The organism is Deltaproteobacteria bacterium (assembly GCA_016875225.1).
Classification (GTDB): domain Bacteria; phylum Myxococcota_A; class UBA9160; order SZUA-336; family SZUA-336; genus VGRW01.
Genome location: VGRW01000006.1, coordinates 16,804 through 37,437, shown reverse-complemented (window position 1 = coordinate 37,437; position 20,634 = coordinate 16,804). Strand labels below are relative to the sequence as shown.

The following is a 20,634-nucleotide window of genomic DNA, read 5'->3' as shown; positions in this document are numbered from 1 at the left end:
CCTCGGAATGGCGACCATCTTCGAGTCACCGAACCAGCTGATCGGCGCGGTGGGCCGCCACCTGGGCTACAGCGACTGGCTCCAGATCGAGCAGGACCGAATCGACCGCTTCGCGGAGGCGACCGGGGATCGGCAGTGGATCCACGTCGATCCGGAGCGCGCGGCGAGCGGGCCGTTCGGCCGCTGCATCGCCCACGGCTACCTGACCCAGTCCCTGGTCAATCTGTTCCTGCCGCAGATCGTCGAGGTGCGCGGCACCTCGATGGGCGTGAACTACGGCGCCGACCGGCTGCGTTTCCCCGCGCCGGTTCCGGTGGGCTCGCGGGTGCGCGGCGGCGCGGAGCTGCTCCGCGCCGAGCCGGTCGCGGGGGGCGTGCAGGCGACGATCCGGGTCACCGTCGAGATCGAGGGCGGGAGCCGCCCAGGCTGCGTGATCGACACGATCAGCCGCTACTACGCCGAGGAGTCGTCATGAGCGTGCCCCGAGAGGTGACCCAGAAGCGTCTCGCGGTGCTCTCGGCCGGAACGCTGCGCTACACGCCCAGCCAGAAGTTCACCGTCGCGGACCGGATCGAGGAGCGCGCGGCGGCGGATCCGGATCGGGTCTTCGTGCTCTTCGAGGACCGGCGGGTGAGCTACGGCGAGCTGAACCGGCGCGCGAATCGCGTCGCCTCGGCCGCGCTATCGCTGGGCCTTCGCCGCGGGGACGTCGTCTCGCTCTTGATGGAGAACCGCCCGGAGTTCATCTCGACCTGGGCGGGGCTCGCGAAGCTCGGCGTGACGACCGCGCTGATCAACACCCAGCTTCGCGGGGACGCGCTCGCCCACGTGCTCGACACCGCGCGCGCGCGCCACCTGATCGTCGGCAGCGAGTGTCTCGACAAGCTCGAGGGAGTCTCGGGAGCCGATCGAGTGGTCGCGGTCGATCTGGACCCGGATCACCCCGCGGAGCTACCGCGCGGGGCGTGGAGTCTCTCGGACGCGCTGGAGCGAGGGTCCGAACGGAATCCCGATCCGGGCCTGCGCGCGGGTCTCGTCGCGGGCGACGACCTGTTCCACATCTTCACCTCCGGAACGACCGGGCTTCCGAAGGCGGCGCGGCTCAGCCACATGCGGTTTCTGGGCGTGGGCGACGGAATGTCGGCCGTCGCGGGGTACGGCCGCGACGAGGTGATCGCCTGCGTGCTCCCGCTCTTCCACGGAGCCGCGGGAATGGTGGTCGTGTCGTGCGCGCTGCACCACGGCGGGGCCATCGCGCTGCGGCGCCGATTCAGCGCGAGTCAGTTCTGGAGCGACGCCGTTCGCTACGGCACCACTGCGTTCCAGTACATCGGAGAGATCTGCCGGTACCTGCTGAGCCAGCCCGAGAGCCCGCTCGACCGCGCGCACAAGATCCGCGTGATGATGGGAGCGGGCCTCGGCCGCGACATCTGGCCGGCCTTCCAGCAGCGCTTCGGCATCGAGCAGATCCTCGAGGGCTGGAGCTCGACCGAGGCGAACACGTCGCTTCTGAACGTCGACAACAAAGTCGGCTCGTGCGGGCGGATCCCCTTCCCCGACTATCACAACGGTCGCTTGATCCGTTACGACGACGAGACCGGCGTTCACCCGCGCGGCTCGGACGGGCTGTACCAGCTATGCGCCCCCGGGGAGATCGGCGAGTTCATCGGCGTGATTCCGGATCTTCCCGACTCGGGCGCGGGCCGCTTCGAGGGCTACACGTCGAGCGAAGCCACCGATGCGAAGATCCTGGTCGACGTGCTGCGCAAGGGCGACCGCTGCTACCGCTCCGGCGACCTGCTGCGCTGCGACGAGGACGGCTACTACTACTTCGTGGACCGGATCGGCGACACGTTCCGCTGGAAGAGCGAGAACGTCTCGACCCAGGAGGTCGCGGAGTCGCTGGGCGCGTTCCCGGGCCTGGAGATCGCCAACGTTTTCGGCGTGCGCGTGCCCGGGACGGAGGGCCGCGCGGGAATGGCGGCGCTGGTGCTGCGCGACCCCGCGGCTTTCGACGGCCGCGCGTTCTACGCCTACACCGAGGAGCGTTTGCCGAGCTACGCCGCGCCGGTCTTCGTGCGCCTGTCGTCGAGCGCCGACATCACCTCGACCTTCAAGCTGAAGAAGTTCGAGCTGCAGCGCGACGGCTACGATCCGCAGCGCATCCGCGATCCGCTCTTCGTCAGGGACCCGTCCGCGCGCGACTACGTGCCCGTGAACGCGAAGAACCTCGCGCGACTGTCGCTGCGCCCGTTCGCGGGCGACGCCGGCTGAGCCGGCTAGCGCCGCGCGGGCTCCGACGCATCCGCGAGGTCCGCGCGCAGCGTGCGCGCCACGAGCAGGAAGACGAGGCTCCCGAGCGCCGCGATCACCCCGGCGCTCACCAGCGAGTAGCGGATCGCGTGGGAGCCGAAGGCCGCGAAGACGCGGTCGTCCCCGAGCCCGACCAGCAGCGGCCCCGCGCCCAGCCCCACCATGTTCAGGATGAAGAGGTGCAGCGCCGAGGCGGTCGCGCGGGTCTCGGGCCGCGCGATCCCCTGCACCATCGCGAGCATCGGGCCGACGTACATCGCCGCCAGCGTGTAGGCCGGCGCGAAGCAGAGCAGCGCCGCTCGCGGCGTTCCGAGCAGAAGGAACCCGAGCAGGAACGGGAACGAGGACAGACACTGCAGCGCGCAGAGCCGCGGCACCCAGCGCGGATCGATCGCGCCGAGCCGGTCGGCGAGCATCCCGCCGAGGAACACGCCGAGCGACCCGCCGATGCCGATCACGAGCCCGAGCCACGCGCCGATCTCGACCGGCGCGAGCCCGTGCACGCGGCCGAGGAACGCGGGGCCCCAGGCCAGCGTCGCGTAGCCCGAGAGTGACTGGCAGGAGCCCGCGAGAACGATGAACACGAACGAGCGCCGCGAGAGCAGCTCGCGGATCACCGCGAGCGTCCCGGGCGCGGCCCCCTGCCCCGTGACCGCGCCGCTCGGCGCCGCGCGCGGCGGCTCGCGCACCGTGAAGCGCACCAGGAGAGCGAGCGCGATTCCCGGCAGGCCGACCAGCAGGTAGACCGTGCGCCAGTCGAAGTGAGTGAGCACCCAGCTCCCGCCGAGATACGCGAGCATCGAGCCGACGTACACGCCCGAGGCGTAGATGGACAGCGCCGTCGCGCGCGAGCCCGGCGGGAAGTAGGCCGAGATCAGCGAGTGCGAGGGCGGCGTGCCCGCGGCCTCGCCGATGCCCACGCCCACCCGCGCCAACGCAAGCTCCGCGAAGCTCCGCGCCAGACCCGACGCGGCGGTGAACAGGCTCCAGACCGCCACGCCCGCGGCGAGGATCGCGGTTCGCGAGCTGCGGTCGGCCCAGCGCGCCACGGGGATGCCCGCAAACGTGTAGAAGAGCGCGAACGCGAACCCGGACAGGAAGCCCATCGCGGTGTCGGAGGCGCCGAGCTCGCGCTTGATCGGCTCGAGCAGGATCGCGATCACCTGCCGGTCGACGAAGTTCGCCACGTAGACCAGCCAGAGCACGCCGAGCACGTAGCGCGGGTAGGCCGGGGAGCTCGCGCCGCGATCCGTCTGCATCGCCTCTCTATTATCATGGCCGCGATGACCCCGACCGACCCGCTCGCCGAGACGATCCCGCGCCTGCTCCTCGACGCGGGCGCGCGCCGAGGCGGGAAGATCGCGATCGAGGACGGCCCCGTCGCGCTCGGCTACGCAGCGCTCGCCGAGGCGATGCTAGACGCCGCGCGCGCCTTCATGGCCGCGGGCATCGGCCCGGGCGACCGCGTCGCGATCTGGGCGCCCAACCTCTGGGAGTGGATCACGGCGGCGCTGGGCCTGCAGGCCGCGGGGGCCGTGCTCGTCCCGCTGAACACCCGGCTCAAGGGACTCGAGGCCGGCTACGTGCTCGAGAAGAGCGGCGCGCGCGTCCTCTGCACGGTGCGGGGCTTCCTCGGCGTCGACTACGTCGAGCTTCTGCAGCGCGCGCTCGGCGGCGCCGCCGCGGGTCGGCCGGTCGCGGGCCTGCCGAAGCTCGAGCGGATCGCGGTGCTGCGCGGCGCGGACGGCGCAGCAATCGAGCCGGGCGTCGAGGCCTGGTCCGAGTTCCTCGCGCGCGGCCACCGCGTCGCCGCGATCGACGCCCGACACCGAGCGGAGTCGGTCCCGCCCGACGCGCTCTCCGACATCCTCTTCACGTCCGGCACCACCGGAAAGCCGAAGGGCGTGATGACGACCCACGCGCAGAACCTGCGCTGCTTCGCGGCCTGGAGCGAGATCGTCGGGCTGCGTGACTCGGACCGCTATCTGGTCGTGAATCCCTTCTTCCACGGCTTCGGCTACAAGGCCGGCTGGCTCTCCGCCTTCATGCGCGGAGCCACGGTGATCCCGCACGCCGTCTTCGACCCGCCCGCGGTGCTGGAGCGGATCGCCCGCGAGCGGATCAGCGTGCTGCCCGGTCCGCCCACCCTGTACCAGTCGATCCTCGCCACGCCCGACCTGTCCCGCTACGACCTGTCGCCGCTGCGCCTGGCCGTGACCGGCGCCGCCGTGATCCCGGTCGAGCTCGTCCACCGCATGCGCCGCGAGCTCGGCTTCGAGACGGTGATCACCGGCTACGGACTCACCGAGAGCACGGGCGTGGTCAGCATGTGCCGCCCCGAAGACGACCCCGAGACGATCGCCACGACGTCGGGCCGCGCGATCCCGGACGTCGAAGTGCGTTGCGTCGCCGAGGACGGCGCGGAAGTCCCGCGCGGCCAGCCCGGCGAGATCGTGGTGCGCGGCTACAACGTGATGCTCGGCTACCTGGACGACCCCGCCGCCACGCGCGACGCGATCGACGCGGGCGGCTGGCTCCACACCGGCGACGTCGGCGTGATGGACGCGCGCGGCTACCTGCGCATCACCGACCGCATCAAGGACATGTTCATCGTCGGCGGCTTCAACTGCTACCCCGCCGAGATCGAGAACGCGCTGCTCGGCCTGCCCGGCGTCGCCCAGGCCGCCGTGATCGGCATCCCCGACGAGCGCCTGGGCGAGGTCGGCATGGCCTTCCTCGTCCCCCGCCCCGGCGCCAGCCTCGACCCCGCCACCGTCACCGCTTGGTGTCGCGAGCAGATGGCCAACTTCAAAGTCCCCCGCCACGTCGAGATCGTCGACTCGCTGCCCATGAACGCCACCGGCAAGGTCACGAAGTTCGTGCTGCGGGAGCGGGCGCGCGAGCGACGGTGAATCAAGCCGAGACGCCCACGCGACTCAGGTCAGCCGAAGACCCATGCGGCAGGCGAAACCACACTCGGCTACGGCGTCATGGACTCGTCTAGACGAGCCTCCGGCGAATCCGCGGCGATTCAGCCGCGCGTTCGGTGACCGCGTCCGTCCAATAGACCGGATTCTCGCGTCCGGCGCATTGGACGCATTCGTGCCCCGAGCAGCTCAGGAGTCCGTGAAACCCGCTCCCGCTCAAGGTACGGCGATTGCACTAAGGTCGGCGCCGTATCGACTCAGGAGAAGTGATGACTCAGAAGCTAACGAAGTCCTTGTTGTGCCTCTGCCTGGTGTCCTGTGCCACGCCACTCGAGTCGCGTCTGTCGCCCGGTGAACCGGGAGCGGGAGTCTCCTACTTCCTGCCCCGGCAGCTCCTCAAGCTCACGGTCACGCGCACGGACAAGACCCAGCGGGTGCAGTACCTCGCGAACCTGAAGGCCGAGAAGACAGCGGCAGAGAAGGCCTTGGAGACGGTCGACAAGGTTATTGTCGATCTGCAGAAGCTGCGCGAGCGGCTCAAGCTCGCGCCTGGGCCGAGGGCCGTGGAAGCGGTCAAGGCGGTCGACGCCCGCGTCGAGGAAGCGTCGACCGCGCTGACGGTCCAGAAGGCCGCGATCGACAACAAGGCGCTGGAGATCAAGCAGCTCGAACAGAAGATGGCCGAGGACAAGAGCACTGACTGCGCGGATGCGATCGCACTCGCGGTCCTCCCGCCTGAGCCAGACCCAAGCCTTCGCTACGTCGCGCAGCTCGGGCATTCGGCATCACGCGACGACAAGTGGACGATCGCCACTACACCGGCGGGCCTGCTCAGCAGTGCGGACGTCGTCCTCACCGACCGTAGCGCCGACATCGTCGTGGAGGTCGTCCGCTCCGCGGCGCTCGTTGCGAAGGCGGGAACGACCCTGGCGACGCTCTCGCGGGAGACAATGCCCGACGACAAGAAGCCCGCCTGCGTGCCATTTCGCAAGGAGCACATATTCGACCCGGATCCCAAGCGTTCGGATCTGGCGACGCTGAACCAGGTGCTCGACACCTGGGGCGTGGATCTCGATGTCAAATTGTCGGCTAGTCCTTCGAAGGAGCTCGAGCCACCTCAGCAGAAATGCTTCGGCGGCGTGCGAGGAACCATCGTCAGGTGGCTGGGGGGGTGCCGCATCGACAGCTCCGACGGTCTCTACTACCGCCGCCCGATTCCGTACGGACTCTCGATCCTCAGAGCGGACGGCTCACTCCTTCACGAGACCCGCGTCGCTCTCCCGAACGGCGCCCCGATCGACTTGTTGCCGGTACCCGACCCGTGGCTGGTGACGAACAAACAATCGATGAAGTTCGACCAGGGCATGCTGACGTTCGTCGAGTCGGAGCAGCCAAGTCAGTTCCTTGAGCTGGCGCGGTTTCCGGGTCGCGTCGCGAAGGAGCTGATCTCCGTCCCCGCCGAGATGTTCCAGCTCAAGATCGACCACTCGAGTCAGGAGACGGCCGAGATCGAAGCCGAGAAGGCGATTGTCGATGCACAGAAGGCGTTGCTCGAATCGCGCGACGCCCTTGCGACGTTGCAGGGGGAGCACGCTGAGGATTGAACCTCGACCGGCGCGTCGGCCCGGCGCGGGCTTTGCTGGGGCGCGTGTGTCGACATCAGTCCCTTCGGAGCGCACGCGCGAAATCTGCGGACGCGGGAGCAGCGCGATCAGCGGCAGGTGCTGGCGGCCCTGCAGGACCTCGGAGTCGAGCAGATATGCGGGCGCGCCGCAGGCGCCTGCCTCGATCAGCCGCGTGCGCTCCGCGGCGATTAGGCTGGGCCCTTCTCTCGTACACACAGGCCGCGAACCCCGACGCCGAGACGCCGAGTTCGTGCAGAAGAGCTTCACCGCATCCGCGACCTTGCCGGACAGGCCCACCGGAATGAAGTCCAGATCGTGCGACGGGTAAGCGTTCTCCGACTAGATCGAGACGACGGCCCCGCCCGAGAGCACAACCTCGACACCGTGTCTCTCCAGCGTCCCGCAGACCAGCCCTGCTAAGTCCTCGGTCGAGGTCCTCGGGCCGATCGAGCTCACATCCGCTTCCCCGTCGGCCACGGGCGACGCCGCTCCGGCAGGAATCGCTTGCGCTCCCTCGCAGGCAGGGCCCGGAGGGCCTTTCGTAGGAGTGCGCGCAGCTCGTCCCGAAAGGGGAATGCTGGATTCCACTCGAAGAGACGAGTTCGCCCGCGCAACCGGCTCACCACGATCCGGCCGCGCTCGAGCCGATCGAGCTGGCGCTGCACCATTGCTACGGGAAGGTCGAACGCGCGCGCGATCTCGCTCGGGTATCCCTGCTCGAACTGATCGAGATACAGGAGCGCCTTCTCGACCGTCGCATTGCCGACCAGACCTTCGAGCACCTGAATCCTGCACCTACCTCAATACGGGTTGATCTTGCCCTGATTTGAGGTGGATGAACGGAACGAGGCGTGCGGACGCCCCCGCACAGCTCGTCGGAGCGTGGCGTGCCCTGCCTTCCTCGTGAATCGACCCGCTTCTCGCGAGAGAAGCCCCTCGCCTTGTCGAACCACCCCGGATTCAGGCACCAAGGTCCCGTGCGCCTCCCCCGGCGAGATCGTGGTGCGCGGCTACAAGGCTCCACGCTAGCGACGTCGGCAGTATGGACGGGCGCGGCTACATGAGCATCAGCGACCGGATCAAGGACATGTTCATCGTCGGCGGCTTCAACTACTACTCCGCCGCGATCGAGAGCGCGCCGCTCGGCCTGCCCGGCGTCGGCCAGGCGCCGTGATCGGCATCCCCGACGAGCGCCCCGGCGAGGTCGGCATGGCCTTCGTCATCCTGCGGGAGCGGACGCGCGAGCGGCGGTGACCGAGATCCGAGAATTCCGGTTGAATGTCGCAGCTGCTGGAAGCGCTCGAACGCGAAGACGCTGATGGGGGGCGCGTTCCTCTATACTCCGCCGCCCTATGCGACGCCTTGCAGGAAAAGTCGCCCTCGTCACGGGCGGCGGCAGTGGAGTGGGACGGGCCGCGGTCGAGATGTTCGCGCGCGAGGGCGCGCGGGTCGCCGCGTGTGGCAGGAACGCGGCACGGGTCGAGGAGACGATCGCGGCCGTCCGCGCCGCGGGGGGCGAGGGTCTGGCCGTCGCGGCGGACGTCTCGAGCGACGGGGACTGCGGCCGCCTGGTCGCCGCGATCGTCGAGCGGCTCGGCGGGCTCGACATCGTCGTCAACAACGCGGGCGTCGGCTACGACTACGAGCTCACCCACCCCGGCGCCATGGCCGACCTCGCGTCGACGCCGCCCGCCAGCTGGCAGGACGTGATCGCCATCAACCTGAGCTCGGTCTACAACGTGTGCCGCCACGCGCTGCCGCACATTTTCGCGGCCGGCGGCGGGGCGGTCGTGAACGTCGCGAGCATCGGCGGCGTCATGGGCATGGCCGACGCCCATGCCTACAGCGCCGCCAAGGGCGGAATGGTGAACCTGACCCGCTCGATGGCGGTCGCCTACGGTCCCAAGGGCGTGCGCACCAACTGTGTCGCGCCGGGCAGCATCGAGACCAAGATGATCCGCCACCGACTGAGCGCGGCCGGCGACCCGCACCTCGCCGACGCCACGCGCTTCATGGTCTCGCCGCTCGGGCGCGTCGCGCGGCCGGACGAGATCGCGAGCGCCTGCCTGTTCCTCGCCTCCGAGGAGGCGAGCTACGTCAACGGCGCCATCCTCGTGGTCGATGGCGGCACCACCGCGACCTGGTCGTAGCGAGCGGCCCGACTTCCTCGGCGCCTGAGTCACTCGGCGTCGGACATCTCGATCGCGCCGGCCTCGACGTGCTCGCGGAACTCGTCGGCCGACAGGCCGAGGATTTCGCGGAACACGTACGTGTTGTCCTGGCCCAGGGCGGCGCCGGCGGGGAGACGCGGGCGGGTTCGCGGGCCCAGGCCGAGCGGGATTCCGGTCGCGGTCACCCTTCCCTTCTTGTAGTGCTCGAGCTCCTCGAAGAATCCGCGTGCGGCCAGGTGGGGGTCGCGCTCGTGCTGGTCGCGGGTGTCCTGCACCGCGCCGGCGGGAACTCCGGCGCGCTGCAGCAGATCCATCACTTGAATGTCGTCGCGCTCGCGGGTCCAGGCCGAGATGCCGGCGTCGAGCTCGTCGGCGTGCGCGAGGCGGCCCGCCGCGTGCGCCAGGCGCGAATCCGCGGCCCAGTCGGGACGGCCGATCGCGCGGCAGAGCGCGGCCCACTCCGCGTCGCTCGTCACCGCGATCGCGCACCACCGGTCTTCGCCGCGGCAGGGATAGCAGTCGTGCGGGGCGGCCCAGGTCGAGCGGTTGCCGCGCCGTGCGGGCGTGACTCCGTCGGCGAGCTGCTCGAGCAGCGCGTGGCCGATCGAGGCAACGGTCGCCTCGAGCTGAGACAGGTCGATGTGCTGGCCCTCGCCCGTTCGCGCGCGGTGATCGAGCGCGGCCATCAGCGCGACCAGGCCGTGAAGCGCGGAGAGGCCGTCGGGGTAGGCGTACTGGGTCATGGTGCAGGAGCGGCCGGCAAAGCCGGAGAGCTCCGCGAGGCCGGAGAGCGCCTCGATGTTCGGGCCCCAGGTGACGTAGCTGCGACACGGGCCGGTGTCGCCGAAGCCCGAGCTCGAGAGCATGACCAGGTCGGGGCGGGCGCGTGCGAGCTCGCGGTAGCCGAGTCCCAGCTTCTCCATCACGCCGGCGCGCTGGTTCTCGATCACCACGCCGCAGGCGGCGGCCAGTCGTCGGGCCAGCTCTGCGCCGAGCGGATTCGCGAGATCGAGCGCGACGAAGCGCTTGCCCGCGTTCCAGTCGGTGAACCACGGCGAGAGCTGCGGCTGGGTGCCGAGCTCGGGCGCGCGCGGCGGAACGTACAGGCGCACCACGTCGGGGCGCTTTCGCGACTCGACGCGGATCACCTCGGCCCCGCAGTGCGCCATGAAGCGGCCGATCCACGGCCCGGCCATCGCGGAGCTGAACTCGAGCACGCGCAGGCCCTCGAGCTCCGCGCCCGATTCCGCGGCAGCGGCGTACGTGCGCGCACGCAGCGGCGGCTCGCCGCCGAGGATCTCGGTCTGGTGCTCGCCCGGACGCGGCGCCGGCCGAGTCATCCGCCAGGGCGTGCGCGAGAGCCGGTACGGAGCGCCGGGCATGCGCATCGCCCCCGCCACGGGGTGCGCGAGCTCGGCGAAGAATCCGCGCGCTTCGAGCTGCGGGTCTTCGATCAGCGCCGCGGCGCCGTTCACCGGAGTGAACGCGATGTGGCGGCGCTGACCCTCGCGGTAGACCTCCTGCACCGTGAAGCGCTCGGTCAGCTCGGCGATGAACAGGTCGAGCAGCTCGCGGTACTCGATGCGATTGGACGACGGCCCGTCGAAGATCGGCGCGAGCACCTCCTCGTTGCCGGTCACCTCGTGGACCCAGCGCGCCAGCGCCTGCCAGTGCGCGGGGCGGTTGATCATCAGGTAGACGAGCCCGTCGCGACACCGATACGTGCCGGACGGGACCGATGCGAACAGCCCCGCGCCGCGCCTGCGCGGCACGATTCCGTCGTCGAGGTACTTGCCGACCCCGGTGATGTGACTGAGCGAGAGCACCGCCTCCTGGATCGAGACGTCGACGTGCCGGCCCTGCCCGGTCCGGTCGCGCTGGTGGAGCGCGATCAGGCTGCTCGCCGCGGCGACCAGCGACGCCGACACGTGCGCCTGCTCGCCGGCGAGCCGCACCGGCGGGTCCTCGGCCTCGCCGATCACGCCGGCCGCGCCGCCGAGCGCGGTCGCGACCAGGTCCGAGGACTTCCAGCCGCGGCGCGGCCCCGTCTGGCCGAAGCCCGTGATCGAGGTGAGCACGAGCCTCGGATTCGCGCGACACAGGGCAGCGTAGCCGAGGCCGAGCGCGTCGAGTTGCCCGGGCGGGAAGGCCTCGATCAGGAGATCCGAGCCGCGCGCGAGCTCGAGCAGGCGCTCGCGATCGCGCGCCTCCGCGAGGTCGAGCACGACGCCGCGCTTGCTCGTGTTCATGTACAGGAAGAACAGGCTCGCGTCGGGATGGGCGACGCGAGCGCGGAACGGCGGGTGCCGCCGCGAGGGATCGCCGTCGGGCGGCTCGACCTTGATCACGTCGGCGCCCAGGTCGGCGAGAAGCTTGCCGCAGTACGCCCCGCTCGCGTCCGCGAGGTCGAGCACGCGCCTGCCGTGCAGGGCGCCGCTCGACTTCGCGACCGTCACCGTCCCCCGTCCAGCGCGGACGCCGCGACGAGTTCTTCGAGGTAGCGCGTGTCCCAGTACGAGAGCTGCAGCTGCTTCGCGCGGCGGAAGTAGAGCTGGATGTCGTACTCCGCGATGAATCCGACGCCGCCCCAGATCTGCACCATGGTCGCGGTCACGTCGCGGTAGGTCTGGCAGGCGAAGAGCTTCGCCATCGGCGCGAGCCGCTCGCTCGGCCGTCCGGTCGCGATCGCCCAGGCCGCCTCGTACACCAGAGCCTTGCCACCGTCGATCCGGGTCACGGCGTCGGCCAGGTAGTGCGCGATCGCCTGGAACGCGCCGAGCGGCTTGTCGAACTGCTTGCGCTCCTTGGCGTACTCGGCGGTGATCTCGAGCGCGCGCTCGGCACCGCCCATCGCCTGCGCGGCGAGCAGCACGATCGCGTCGAGCATGACTCGATTCCAGGTCGCCCAGCCCGAGCCGGGCGCACCGACGCGCGAAGACGCGGGCACGCGCACGCCGTCGAGCTCGACGCGGTACTGGGTGTCCGAGGCCAGGCTGTGCTGCTGCGCGAGCCCGACACCGGATTGCGACGGATCGACCAGGAAGAGGTCGATCGCGTCTCGCGCCGGGCCCGTGCGCGCGAGGACCAGAAGCTGCGTGGCCGCGCGCGCGAACGGCACGTGCAGCTTGGTGCCGCGCAGCCTGTACTCGTCGCCCACGCGCGCCCCCTCGAGCTGCACGCCGTCCGGTCCGAAGCCGCGCTCGGGCTCGAGCCATGCGGGTGCGACGATGCTCGCGCCCGAGGCCAGGCCCGGCAGCAGGCTCTGCTTCTGCGCCTCGTCGCCCGCGCGCAGCAGCGCGCCCGCGCCGAGCACGGCGCTGCCGAGCAGCGGCACGGGCGCGAGCGCGCGGCCGAGCTCCTCGAAGACGACCGCGCTCTCGAGCAGCGTCTGCCCGCCGCCGCCAAATGATTCGGGGATCTGCAGCCCGATCAGCCCGAGCTCGCCCATCTTCTTCCAGAGCTCCGCCGGGTAGCCGATCGGATCGTCCTCCAAGGCGCGAACCACGGCGATCGGAGAGTGGTGGCGACAGACGCCGCGCACCATCTCCCGAAGCATCTGCTGCTCTTCGCTCCAGTCGAGATCCATCGCCACTCCCTCTTCGCCCCGGCCGCGTTGCTACGGCCGCCAGTCGCGCCCGCGCCGCCGCCAGGGGTTGTCGGACGCGTCCGTGGGCAGAGCGATGCGCGCGCTGCAGCTCATCATGCTGTCCCCCTTCACGGTCAGATCGATCGAGACGCTCGCCCAGACACAGCCGGTCTCGTCGCTCGCGACGCCGTCGACGCGCCCTTGAAACACCATGGTGTCACCGGGGCACACGGATTTCTTGATCTTGAACTTCATGCGGCCGAGCCGGCCGAGCGGACCGGTCCAGTCGGTCAGGTAGCGCTCGAACCACGCCACCATGTTGGGGGTGTTCAGGAAGATGTCGCGCACGCCCTGGTTCTGGGCGAAGTCGCGATCGTGGTGCATCGGCCGCCAGTCGCGCGCGGCCAGCGCCCCGAGCACGACGGTGGTGGCGGTCACGGCGACGGAGAGCGGCGGGAGCGCGTCGCCCGGCTTCACTCGATCCGCTGTCAGGGCCGCGAGCTGCGCGGTCACGCGCCGTCCCTCCGGTAGCCGTAACAGTTGTAGCTCTCGGTGCCCACCCACTCGCCACGCTGATTGGTGTACTCGACCTCGATCACCCAGAAGCGGCCGGTGCCGAGCCGGTTGGTCCGCGGCTCCGAGATCGAGCGCAGCGTCTGCCGGCTGCGCAGTCGATCGCCCGGCCGCACCGGCTCGCCGAACGAGAGCTCGTTGTCGGCGATGATCGCCTCCGGCAGCGCGAGCTCGCGCTTCAGCCGGAAGTGCATCTCGAGCGGCAAGCGCTCCTCGCGCCGGCCCGGCGCCCAGTGGTGCGGGCGCAGCCAGACCGAGAGCATGCTCGGCGGCGCGATCGGGCCGCCGCTGATCTCGCGCGCCACCGCGTCGTCCCAGAACAGCGGATTGCCGTTCTCGACCGAGGCCAGGCTCGTCGCGATGTAGCCGCGCTCGATCTCGAACTCGCCCTCGTCCTCGACGAGCGGCACGCCGATCCAGGCGCGCACGTGTTCGGGGATCTCGGAGAGCTCAGCCATCGCGGTATTCCTTCGCGTCGTGCCGCGTCACGCGACCACCCCGTCGCGGCGCAGGCGCTCGATCTCCGCCTCGGCCAGGCCCGCGGCGCGCAGAAGCTCGATCGCTTCGCCGCCGGAATCCGCGCCGAGCGGCCGGCCCGACGGCTCGCGGCTCGCACCGGCCAGGATCGGCGCGAGCTGGCGAAGCGTGCCGCGCTCCGCGTGCACGGCGGATTGGAAGGAGCGGCGCTCGGCGAGGTGCGCGTCGCGAGCCAGCTCGGAAACCGTGTAGACCGGCGAGACGCAGGTGTCGCGCGGCGCGAGCTCCGCGATCCACTCGTCGCGATCGCGGCGCGCGAAGGCCGCGCGGAACGCGGCGCGGATCTCGTCCTGTCGGGCGTCGTCGAGCTGGTGCGCAATCCACGCCTCGAGCGAGAGCGCGCGACACAGGTTCGCGTAGAACGCAGGCTCGATCGCCGCCACCGCCAGGAAGCGGCCGTCGCGCGCCGGGTACACGTCGTAGCACGCGTAGCGCCCGGTCAGGAGGTCGGATCCCGGTCCCGGCTCGTCTCCGGTCGCCAGGTACCCGTCGATGGCGAGCGACATCAGCGAGAGCACGCCGTCGGTGGCCGAGACGTCCAGATGAGCCCCGCGCGACGAGCGCCCGCGCTCGAGAAGCGCGGCCAGGATCGCGATCGCCGCGTGCATCCCACCGCCGGCCGCGTCGGCGACGCTCGCGCCCGGCAGCGCCGGCGCTCCATCCGCGCGGCGGCCCGAGCACGCGAGATACCCGCCGAGCGCCAGATAGTTCAGGTCGTGCCCGGCCCACTGCGCGTAGGGCCCCGTCTGGCCGTAGCCGCTGGTCGAGCAGTAGACGATCCCGGGATTCAGCTCGCGCAGGGCCTCGTAGCCCAGACCCAGCCGTGAGGCGACGCCGGGGCGGAAGCTCTCGATCAGCACGTCCGCGGTTCGCAGCACGCGGAGCAGCGCGTCGCGGCCCGCGGGCTGCTTCAGGTCCACGCGCAGCCACTTCATGCCGCGGCCCGCGCCGTAGCTGTGGAACGGCGGCTGGATCTGCGCCGCGGCCTTCGCCGGCGGCGGAGCGACCTTGATCACCTCCGCGCCGTAGTCGGCGAGGATGCGCGAGCAGCGCGACGCCGGCCCCACGCTCGAGAAGTCCAGCACCTTGTACCCGGAGAGGAGAGGCACCGCCGCCACGGCCCGTTAGAAGTTGCGCGGCAGCCCGAGCTTGCGCCGCGCGATGATGTTCTTCTGGATCTCGGACGCGCCGCCGCCGATCGTCTCGACCACCGTGCAGCGATAGCTGGTGTCGGCGCGGCCGTTCATCGGCGCGTCCGCCTCGCCGACGCGGAGCTGCGCGGCGGGCCCGCCGATGTCGAGCGACGCGTTGGCCACTCGCTGCGAGAGCTGCGTCGCGTAGAGCTTGTACTCCGAGGCCTCGACCGTCGGCGCGGCCCCGCCCTTCATCGACTTCGCGACGAAGCTGAAGCCCAGCACGCGCGCCACCTCGGTCTCGGTCAGGAGCTGCGCGATCCGCGCGCGGATCACCGGGTCCTCGCGCAGCGGGCGGCCGTCGCGCTGCGCGCGCGCGACGTAGTCGCAGAGCAGCTCGACCCGGCCCTGGATCGGCGAGAACGTGAACATGGTGAACCGTTCCAGATCGAGCGCTTCCGAGATGTACTGGAAGCCCCGGTTCAGCTCGCCGACGCGGTAGTCGTCGGGCACGAAGACCGAGTCGAAGAAGACCTGGTTGGTGATCTCGCGCTCGCCGATCGTCGGCATCGCGTGGACCGTGAGGCCCTTCGCGTCCATCGGCAGCAGGAACAGGCTGATTCCGTCGTGCTTGGCCCGGTCGGGATCCGTGCGCGCGCCGACCCAGTACCACTGCGCGAAGTGCGCCGAGGTGGTGAAGATCTTCTGGCCGTCGAGCCGCCAGCCGTCGCCCTCGCGCACCGCCCGGAGCTGCATCGCCGCGGCGTCGGAGCCGGCCTGCGGCTCGCTGTAGCCGATCGCGAACTCGACGTCGTTCTCGAGGATCTTCGGCAGGAACTCGCGCTTCAGCTTCTCGCTGCCGTGCCGGATCAGCGTCTTGCCGATGATCCCGACGCCCTTGCCGATCTGCGGCGCGCCGCGCCGGGCCAGGCACTCGTTCAGCAGGAACTCGAAGATGCCGTCGGCCTCGCGCCCGCCGTACTCGCGCGGCCAGGTCATGCCCAGCCAGCCGCGCTGCCCGAGCTTCTTCATGAACGCCCGGCGCTTCGGCGTGTCGACGAGCTGCGCCATGTTCTCGCGGCTCGGGTCCATGACCTCGGGGTCGTGGTTCTCGTCGAGGAAGCGCTCGACCTCGGCCACGAACGCCTTCTGCTCGGCGGTGAAGTCGAAATCCAAGGCCCGACGTCTCCTCACTCGCGAGTCAGACGCCAACCTACCACAGATCGGAAGCGTTGGACGCGCGTCTAGACGAGCGTCCAGCAGGGGAGCGGCGTCCCCGCCTGGTCGTGGAAGCGCAGCGCGACCCGCCGGCCGATCTCGACCCCCTCCGCCGCGCCGTCGCTGCGAAGCCAGCGGCCGTCGCCGTCGACCAGGTAGCCGATCAGCCGCACGCCGACGTCGAGCTCCACGAGCAGGAGCACGTACGGAACCCGATCCGCGAAGGCCGGCAGCGTGGGCGGACGCATCACGGTCCAGGACGCGACGAAGCCGTCGCCGGAGACCGCCGTCCAGACCGGACCCGGCGTCTGGCAGCTCGAGCAGACCGGCCGCGGCTGCCAGAGCCACGTCCCGCACGACGCGCAGCGCTGGATGCGCAGCTCGCCGCCGCGGCAGCCGTCCCAGAACGGCTGCGTGTCCGCGTCGGGCACCGGGACCGGAAACGCGCGGGAGCGGTCGTCGGCGCCCTGCGTCACCACGGCTCCTTCGAGAACACGATCGCGCCGGTCGGGACCACGTTCCCGCTCGTCACCAGACAGTGACGCACGTTCTCGACCTGCGACGTGGAGCTGCCGCGAACCTGGCGAACGCCTTCGACCAGAAGATTGAAGCCGTGCACGTAGGCCTCGGACAGGCCGCCGCCGCTGGTGTTGTACGGGGGATTGCGGCCCTCGGCCATGTACGCCGGCGCCTCGCCCTCGCCGCAGAAGCCGTACTCCTCGAAGGCCAGCGGGATCTGCGGCGTGAAGGCGTCGTAGAGCTGCACCACGTCGATGTCGCGCGGCGCGAGCCCGGTGTTGCGCCAGAGCTCGGGGGCGACCCAGCGATTCGGCGTCCGGCCCAGCTCCTCGCCGTAGTAGAACGTCATGGCGGTCATTTGCGGGCCCGATCCCATCGCGAAGCCCGTGACGTGGACCGGAACCACGTCGAGGTCGCGCGCCCGCTCCGCGCTGGTGAGCACCATGGCCATCGCGCCGTCGGTCTCCAGGCAGCAGTCGAACAGGCGCAGCGGGTCCGCGATCATGCGCGAGCCCAGGTAGTCGTCCATCGAGAGCGGCTTGCGCATCATCGCCGCGGGATTGCGCTGCGCGTGCTGGCGCTGGGTCACCGCGACGCGGCCGGTCACCTCGGGCGTCCAGCCGTACTTGTGGATCCAGTAGCGCGCGTGGAGCGCCATTCCGTCGACCGGACGCACCAGACCGTACGGGCGCTCGAACTGGTCCTGGCCGGTGGCCTGAAGCTGGCTTGCCCAAGGGCGCCCGCCCGAGCTGCGGTTTCGCGAGCGCCAGACCACCACGACGTCGGCCAGGCCGCTCTCGATCGCGAGCGCCGCGAGGCCCACGGTGGGCGCGCCCGCGCCCCCGCCGTAGTCGATCTCGCCGAACATCTTCAAGTTCGGGACGCCGAGGATCCGCGCCATCTCCATCTCGGTCGTGCTCTCCCACACGTACCGGAACATCCCGTCGACGTCGCGAACGCTGAGCCCGGCGTCCGCGAGCGCGCCCAGGATCGCGAGCGCCCCGCCGTGGCGCTCGGTCGTGCCGATGTTGCGCGAGAACGGCAGCGCGTGGATGCCGACCACCGCCGCCTGGCGGTGCCGCGCGAGGTGCGTGGGGCGAGTCATCGGCCGGGATTCTGGCAGCTCGGGCCGGTCCGGGGAAAGGCGGTCAGGAAATGATCGCGTCGATCAGCCCCCAGCGCCTCGCGGTCGGCGCGTCGATCCGAGCGCCCGAGAGCGCGAGCCACGCCGTGCGCTCGCGGCCGATGCGACGCGGCAGGCTGACCGTTCCGCCCGCGCCGGGAACCAGTCCGAGCGAGAGCTCGGGGAGCTGGAAGAACGCGTCCTCGCGTGCGACCACGCGCGAAGCGAACGCCGGCAGCTCGATGCCCGCGCCGACGCAGGCCCCGTGCAGCTCGGCGCGAACCCTCGCCGCGCAGCGGGCGATGAGCGCCGACGCGCTGCGGCTGCTCCGAACCGCGTGCGCGGTGGCCGGGTCGGGACGCGAGCCGAACTCGTCCAGGTCGCCGCCGCTGCAGAACGACGGCCCGACACCGGAGAGGATCACCTCGGCGATCGACGGGTCGAGCTCGGCGAGCCGCAGCCCCTCGACCAGCGCGTCGCGCATCGCCGCCGAGAAGGCGTTTCGGCGCCGGGGCCGGTTGAGCTGCAGCCGCAGGCGGTCGCCCTCGCGCTGCACGAGCACCGCCGGCTCGCCGTCGTCCTGCGGCGCGGGTCGGACCTCGCGCCCGGCGCGCCAGCGCGCGAACTCCGGACCGCTCTGCAGCATCGAGTAGACCAGCGACTCCGCGATCAGCGCGTGGTGGACGTCGAGCCGCGCACCCAGGCGGAGCAGCTGCACCAGCGCCTGCGCGGCGAGCGGCGCGCGTGCCGCGGTCGCGGCGACCGGCTCGAGCTCCTCGCGCGAGGCCACGACCACGTCGAAGCGCGAGAGCAGGCGTCCGAGCGCGGGATCCGGGCGCGCGCCCGAGAGCGCGAGCGACGGGCACGGCAGTCTCCCGAGCGCCTCGCACGCCGCGTCGATCGCATCCGGCTCGAGCCCGGCCGAGGATCGGTGGAAATCCGCGATCAGGATCGAGTCGCCCGAGAGCGGCGAGTAGAGCTCCATCGCGTCAGGCGACCCCAGCTGCTCGAGCGCTTCGCCGAGCGGCAGGATCACGAGCTCGTCCGCGGAAGCTACGGCGTTCCTCTCGCGAAACGCGCGAGCTCCGCGCGGACCTGGCGCCGCAGCAGCTTTCCCGTCTCGGTGTAGGGAAGCTCCGCGCGGAACTCGATCTGCTCCGGCGTGCGCGACGAGCGCAGGCGCGATCGAACCCACTCCGCGAGCTCCGCCGTTTCCGCGCGCTGGCCCGGCGCGAGCACGACCGCCGCGGCGACCGCCTCGCCCCACTGCTCGCTGGGGATTCCGACCACGGCGCAGTCGGCGACCGCGGGGTGCTGGCGGAGCACGTCCTCGATCTCGCCGGGCGAGAGGTTCTCTCCGCCGCGCACGATCACGTCGTCGATTCGGCCCTCGACGAAGAGGTAGCCGTCGCGGTCCAGCCAGCCGGCGTCGCGAGTCGGGAACCAGCCGTCGGCGTCGAGCCGCGAGCCGTGCCCCAGGTATTCGCCCGAGACCTGCTCGCCGCGCACGAAGACCTCCCCGCGCTCCTCCGGCTCGACGGGAGCTCCGCCCTCGCCACGGACCTGCAGCTCGACGCTGGGAAGCGCGCGCCCGACCGAGCCCAGCCTGCGGCGGATCTTCGCATCGGCGCTGGAAGCGGCCGCACGGTGGTCTTCTGGGTCGAGCACGGTGATCGTCGAGCTGGTCTCGGTGAGCCCGTAGGCGTTGGTGAAGTCGCAGTCGGGCAGCAGCTCCATCGCGCGCGCGATCACCTCCTGCGGCATCCGACCACCGCCGTAGGAGATCGCGCGCAGGTCGGGAAGCTGCGGACTCCCCTCGCGAGCCAGCGCTTCGACGATCCGCACCAGCATGGTCGGGACGACGAAGGCGCTCGTGACGCGCTCCTTGCGCGCGAGCGCGACCCAGGCCTCCGCGCTGAAGCTCGGCAGCTGCACGATTCGCCGGCCCGCGTAGACGGAGCTCGCCATCGCCGCGATTCCGGCCACGTGGTACGGCGGCACACTGACCAGTGTGGCGTCGTCCTCGCCGGCCGAGCCGAACTCGACCGAGCCGAGGATGTACGAGACCAGGTGCTTGTGGCGCAGCACCGCCGCCTTCGGCGCGCCGGTGGTTCCGCTGGTGAAGAGCAGCACCGCCGTCGCGTCCGGGTCCATCTCCCAGTCGCTCTCGCCGGGATCGCCGGCGCGAGCCGAGGAGAGGAACGCGTCGCGCGAGAGCACCCGGCTTCCGTCGAGCTTCGATAGCGCGCCCGCGCGCTCCGGATCGGTCACGAGCTGGCAAGGCGCGACTTCGGCCAGGAGCCGCGACAACTCGCTCCCGGTGAGCCGATAGTTCAGCGGCACGAACGGCACGCCCGCCCACGCGCTCGCGAAAAGCCCCACCGGCAAGGCCAGGCTGCTGGTGTCGAGCAGCGCGAGCCGCTCGCGGCCCGAGCCCCGGACCTCACGCGCGGCCGCGCCGGCGGCACGGAACAGATCTGCGTAGCTGAGCGACGCGCCCTCGTTCCGGAACGCCTCGCGGTCCCCGAATCCGGAGGCCGCCATCTCGAGCAGCATCATCAGATTCATTCGACTAGTCCGACGACGGCAACGCCTTCGCTTCCTTCAGCACCAGCGGCACTCCGGCGACCGAGAGCGAGCCCTCGCCCGGCTTGGTGCAGAGCAGCTCGAGATCGCCGGAGGCGCTCACGTAGCGCTTGCCGAGCGCGGTGCCGCTTCGCGCGTCGGCCGCGATCGCGAGCCCGGACGGCTTCGTCGCTGCCGGGTCCAACATCGGCACGCCACCGCAGCAGATCTCGACCTCGGTCGCGGGCGCCTTCACCAGCATCACCTCGGTCGCGCACACGGCGCTTCTCAGCCGGCTTCCTGTCTTCAACACGGGCATCAGCGCGCTCACCTCACACTCTTGG

Annotated in this window: 18 protein-coding genes; 5 read left to right on the top strand and 13 right to left on the bottom strand. The window is 71.0% G+C overall.

The features are described from left to right. Window positions 1-7: 7 nt before the first annotated feature. Both FJ108_03035 and FJ108_03030 read left to right on the top strand, forming a co-directional pair. On the top strand, window positions 8-475 hold the full coding sequence (locus FJ108_03035; protein ID MBM4334873.1) for a MaoC family dehydratase: 468 nt from the start codon (window positions 8-10) through the stop codon (window positions 473-475). Further along, on the top strand, window positions 472-2,274 hold the full coding sequence (locus tag FJ108_03030) for a long-chain-acyl-CoA synthetase (GenBank protein MBM4334872.1): 1,803 nt from the start codon (window positions 472-474) through the stop codon (window positions 2,272-2,274). The genes FJ108_03035 and FJ108_03030 overlap by 4 nt, the downstream gene beginning before the upstream one ends. Window positions 2,275-2,279: 5 nt before the next feature. Here FJ108_03030 and FJ108_03025 read toward each other — a convergent pair whose 3' ends face one another. Then, a complete protein-coding gene (locus FJ108_03025) occupies window positions 2,280-3,572 on the bottom strand; it encodes an MFS transporter (protein MBM4334871.1) in 1,293 nt (430 codons plus the stop codon). 24 nt (window positions 3,573-3,596) lie between these two features. Between FJ108_03025 and FJ108_03020 the strand changes: the two genes are divergently transcribed. Both FJ108_03020 and FJ108_03015 read left to right on the top strand, forming a co-directional pair. Continuing rightward, window positions 3,597-5,225 carry a fatty acid--CoA ligase family protein gene (locus FJ108_03020; GenBank protein ID MBM4334870.1) on the top strand — a complete coding sequence of 543 codons (1,629 nt, stop codon included), beginning with the start codon at window positions 3,597-3,599 and terminating at the stop codon, window positions 5,223-5,225. A 284-nt stretch (window positions 5,226-5,509) separates the two neighbouring features. Further along, entirely contained in the window at window positions 5,510-6,844 is a 1,335-nt protein-coding gene (locus FJ108_03015; GenBank protein ID MBM4334869.1) for a hypothetical protein, read from the top strand. 473 nt (window positions 6,845-7,317) lie between these two features. On the opposite strand, the gene FJ108_03010 is transcribed toward FJ108_03015, so the two are convergent. Continuing rightward, window positions 7,318-7,647: a winged helix-turn-helix transcriptional regulator gene (locus FJ108_03010; protein MBM4334868.1), complete on the bottom strand. Its 330-nt coding sequence runs from the start codon at window positions 7,645-7,647 to the stop codon at window positions 7,318-7,320. Between the two features lie 570 nt (window positions 7,648-8,217). Between FJ108_03010 and FJ108_03005 the strand changes: the two genes are divergently transcribed. Then, window positions 8,218-9,015, top strand: a complete 798-nt coding sequence (locus FJ108_03005) for an SDR family oxidoreductase (protein ID MBM4334867.1) — start codon at window positions 8,218-8,220, stop codon at window positions 9,013-9,015. 29 nt (window positions 9,016-9,044) lie between these two features. On the opposite strand, the gene FJ108_03000 is transcribed toward FJ108_03005, so the two are convergent. The 11 genes from FJ108_03000 to FJ108_02950 all read right to left on the bottom strand — a co-directional run bounded on the left by FJ108_03000 (window position 9,045) and on the right by FJ108_02950 (window position 20,600). Further along, complete coding sequence (locus tag FJ108_03000; GenBank protein ID MBM4334866.1) at window positions 9,045-12,251, bottom strand: CoA transferase; 3,207 nt, start codon at window positions 12,249-12,251, stop codon at window positions 9,045-9,047. Then, on the bottom strand, window positions 11,489-12,622 hold the full coding sequence (locus tag FJ108_02995; protein ID MBM4334865.1) for an acyl-CoA dehydrogenase: 1,134 nt from the start codon (window positions 12,620-12,622) through the stop codon (window positions 11,489-11,491). Before FJ108_02995 ends, FJ108_03000 begins: the two co-directional genes overlap by 763 nt. Before the next feature lie 30 nt (window positions 12,623-12,652). Then, window positions 12,653-13,135 carry a hypothetical protein gene (locus tag FJ108_02990; GenBank protein ID MBM4334864.1) on the bottom strand — a complete coding sequence of 161 codons (483 nt, stop codon included), beginning with the start codon at window positions 13,133-13,135 and terminating at the stop codon, window positions 12,653-12,655. Then, window positions 13,132-13,653, bottom strand: a complete 522-nt coding sequence (locus FJ108_02985; GenBank protein MBM4334863.1) for a MaoC family dehydratase — start codon at window positions 13,651-13,653, stop codon at window positions 13,132-13,134. The genes FJ108_02990 and FJ108_02985 overlap by 4 nt, the downstream gene beginning before the upstream one ends. A 27-nt stretch (window positions 13,654-13,680) precedes the next feature. Continuing rightward, on the bottom strand, window positions 13,681-14,841 hold the full coding sequence (locus FJ108_02980) for a CoA transferase (protein ID MBM4334862.1): 1,161 nt from the start codon (window positions 14,839-14,841) through the stop codon (window positions 13,681-13,683). Window positions 14,842-14,856: 15 nt separating this feature from the next. Further along, window positions 14,857-16,041 carry an acyl-CoA dehydrogenase gene (locus FJ108_02975; GenBank protein MBM4334861.1) on the bottom strand — a complete coding sequence of 395 codons (1,185 nt, stop codon included), beginning with the start codon at window positions 16,039-16,041 and terminating at the stop codon, window positions 14,857-14,859. A gap of 68 nt (window positions 16,042-16,109) precedes the next feature. After that, window positions 16,110-16,559: a hypothetical protein gene (locus FJ108_02970; protein ID MBM4334860.1), complete on the bottom strand. Its 450-nt coding sequence runs from the start codon at window positions 16,557-16,559 to the stop codon at window positions 16,110-16,112. Then, window positions 16,556-17,707, bottom strand: coding sequence for a lipid-transfer protein (locus tag FJ108_02965; protein MBM4334859.1), 1,152 nt, complete (start codon window positions 17,705-17,707; stop codon window positions 16,556-16,558). Before FJ108_02965 ends, FJ108_02970 begins: the two co-directional genes overlap by 4 nt. A gap of 43 nt (window positions 17,708-17,750) precedes the next feature. Further along, entirely contained in the window at window positions 17,751-18,710 is a 960-nt protein-coding gene (locus FJ108_02960) for an enoyl-CoA hydratase/isomerase family protein (GenBank protein MBM4334858.1), read from the bottom strand. Between the two features lie 68 nt (window positions 18,711-18,778). Then, window positions 18,779-20,293, bottom strand: coding sequence for an acyl--CoA ligase (locus FJ108_02955; protein MBM4334857.1), 1,515 nt, complete (start codon window positions 20,291-20,293; stop codon window positions 18,779-18,781). Window positions 20,294-20,297: 4 nt separating this feature from the next. Beyond that, window positions 20,298-20,600: a hypothetical protein gene (locus FJ108_02950; GenBank protein ID MBM4334856.1), complete on the bottom strand. Its 303-nt coding sequence runs from the start codon at window positions 20,598-20,600 to the stop codon at window positions 20,298-20,300. Window positions 20,601-20,634 lie beyond the last annotated feature (34 nt).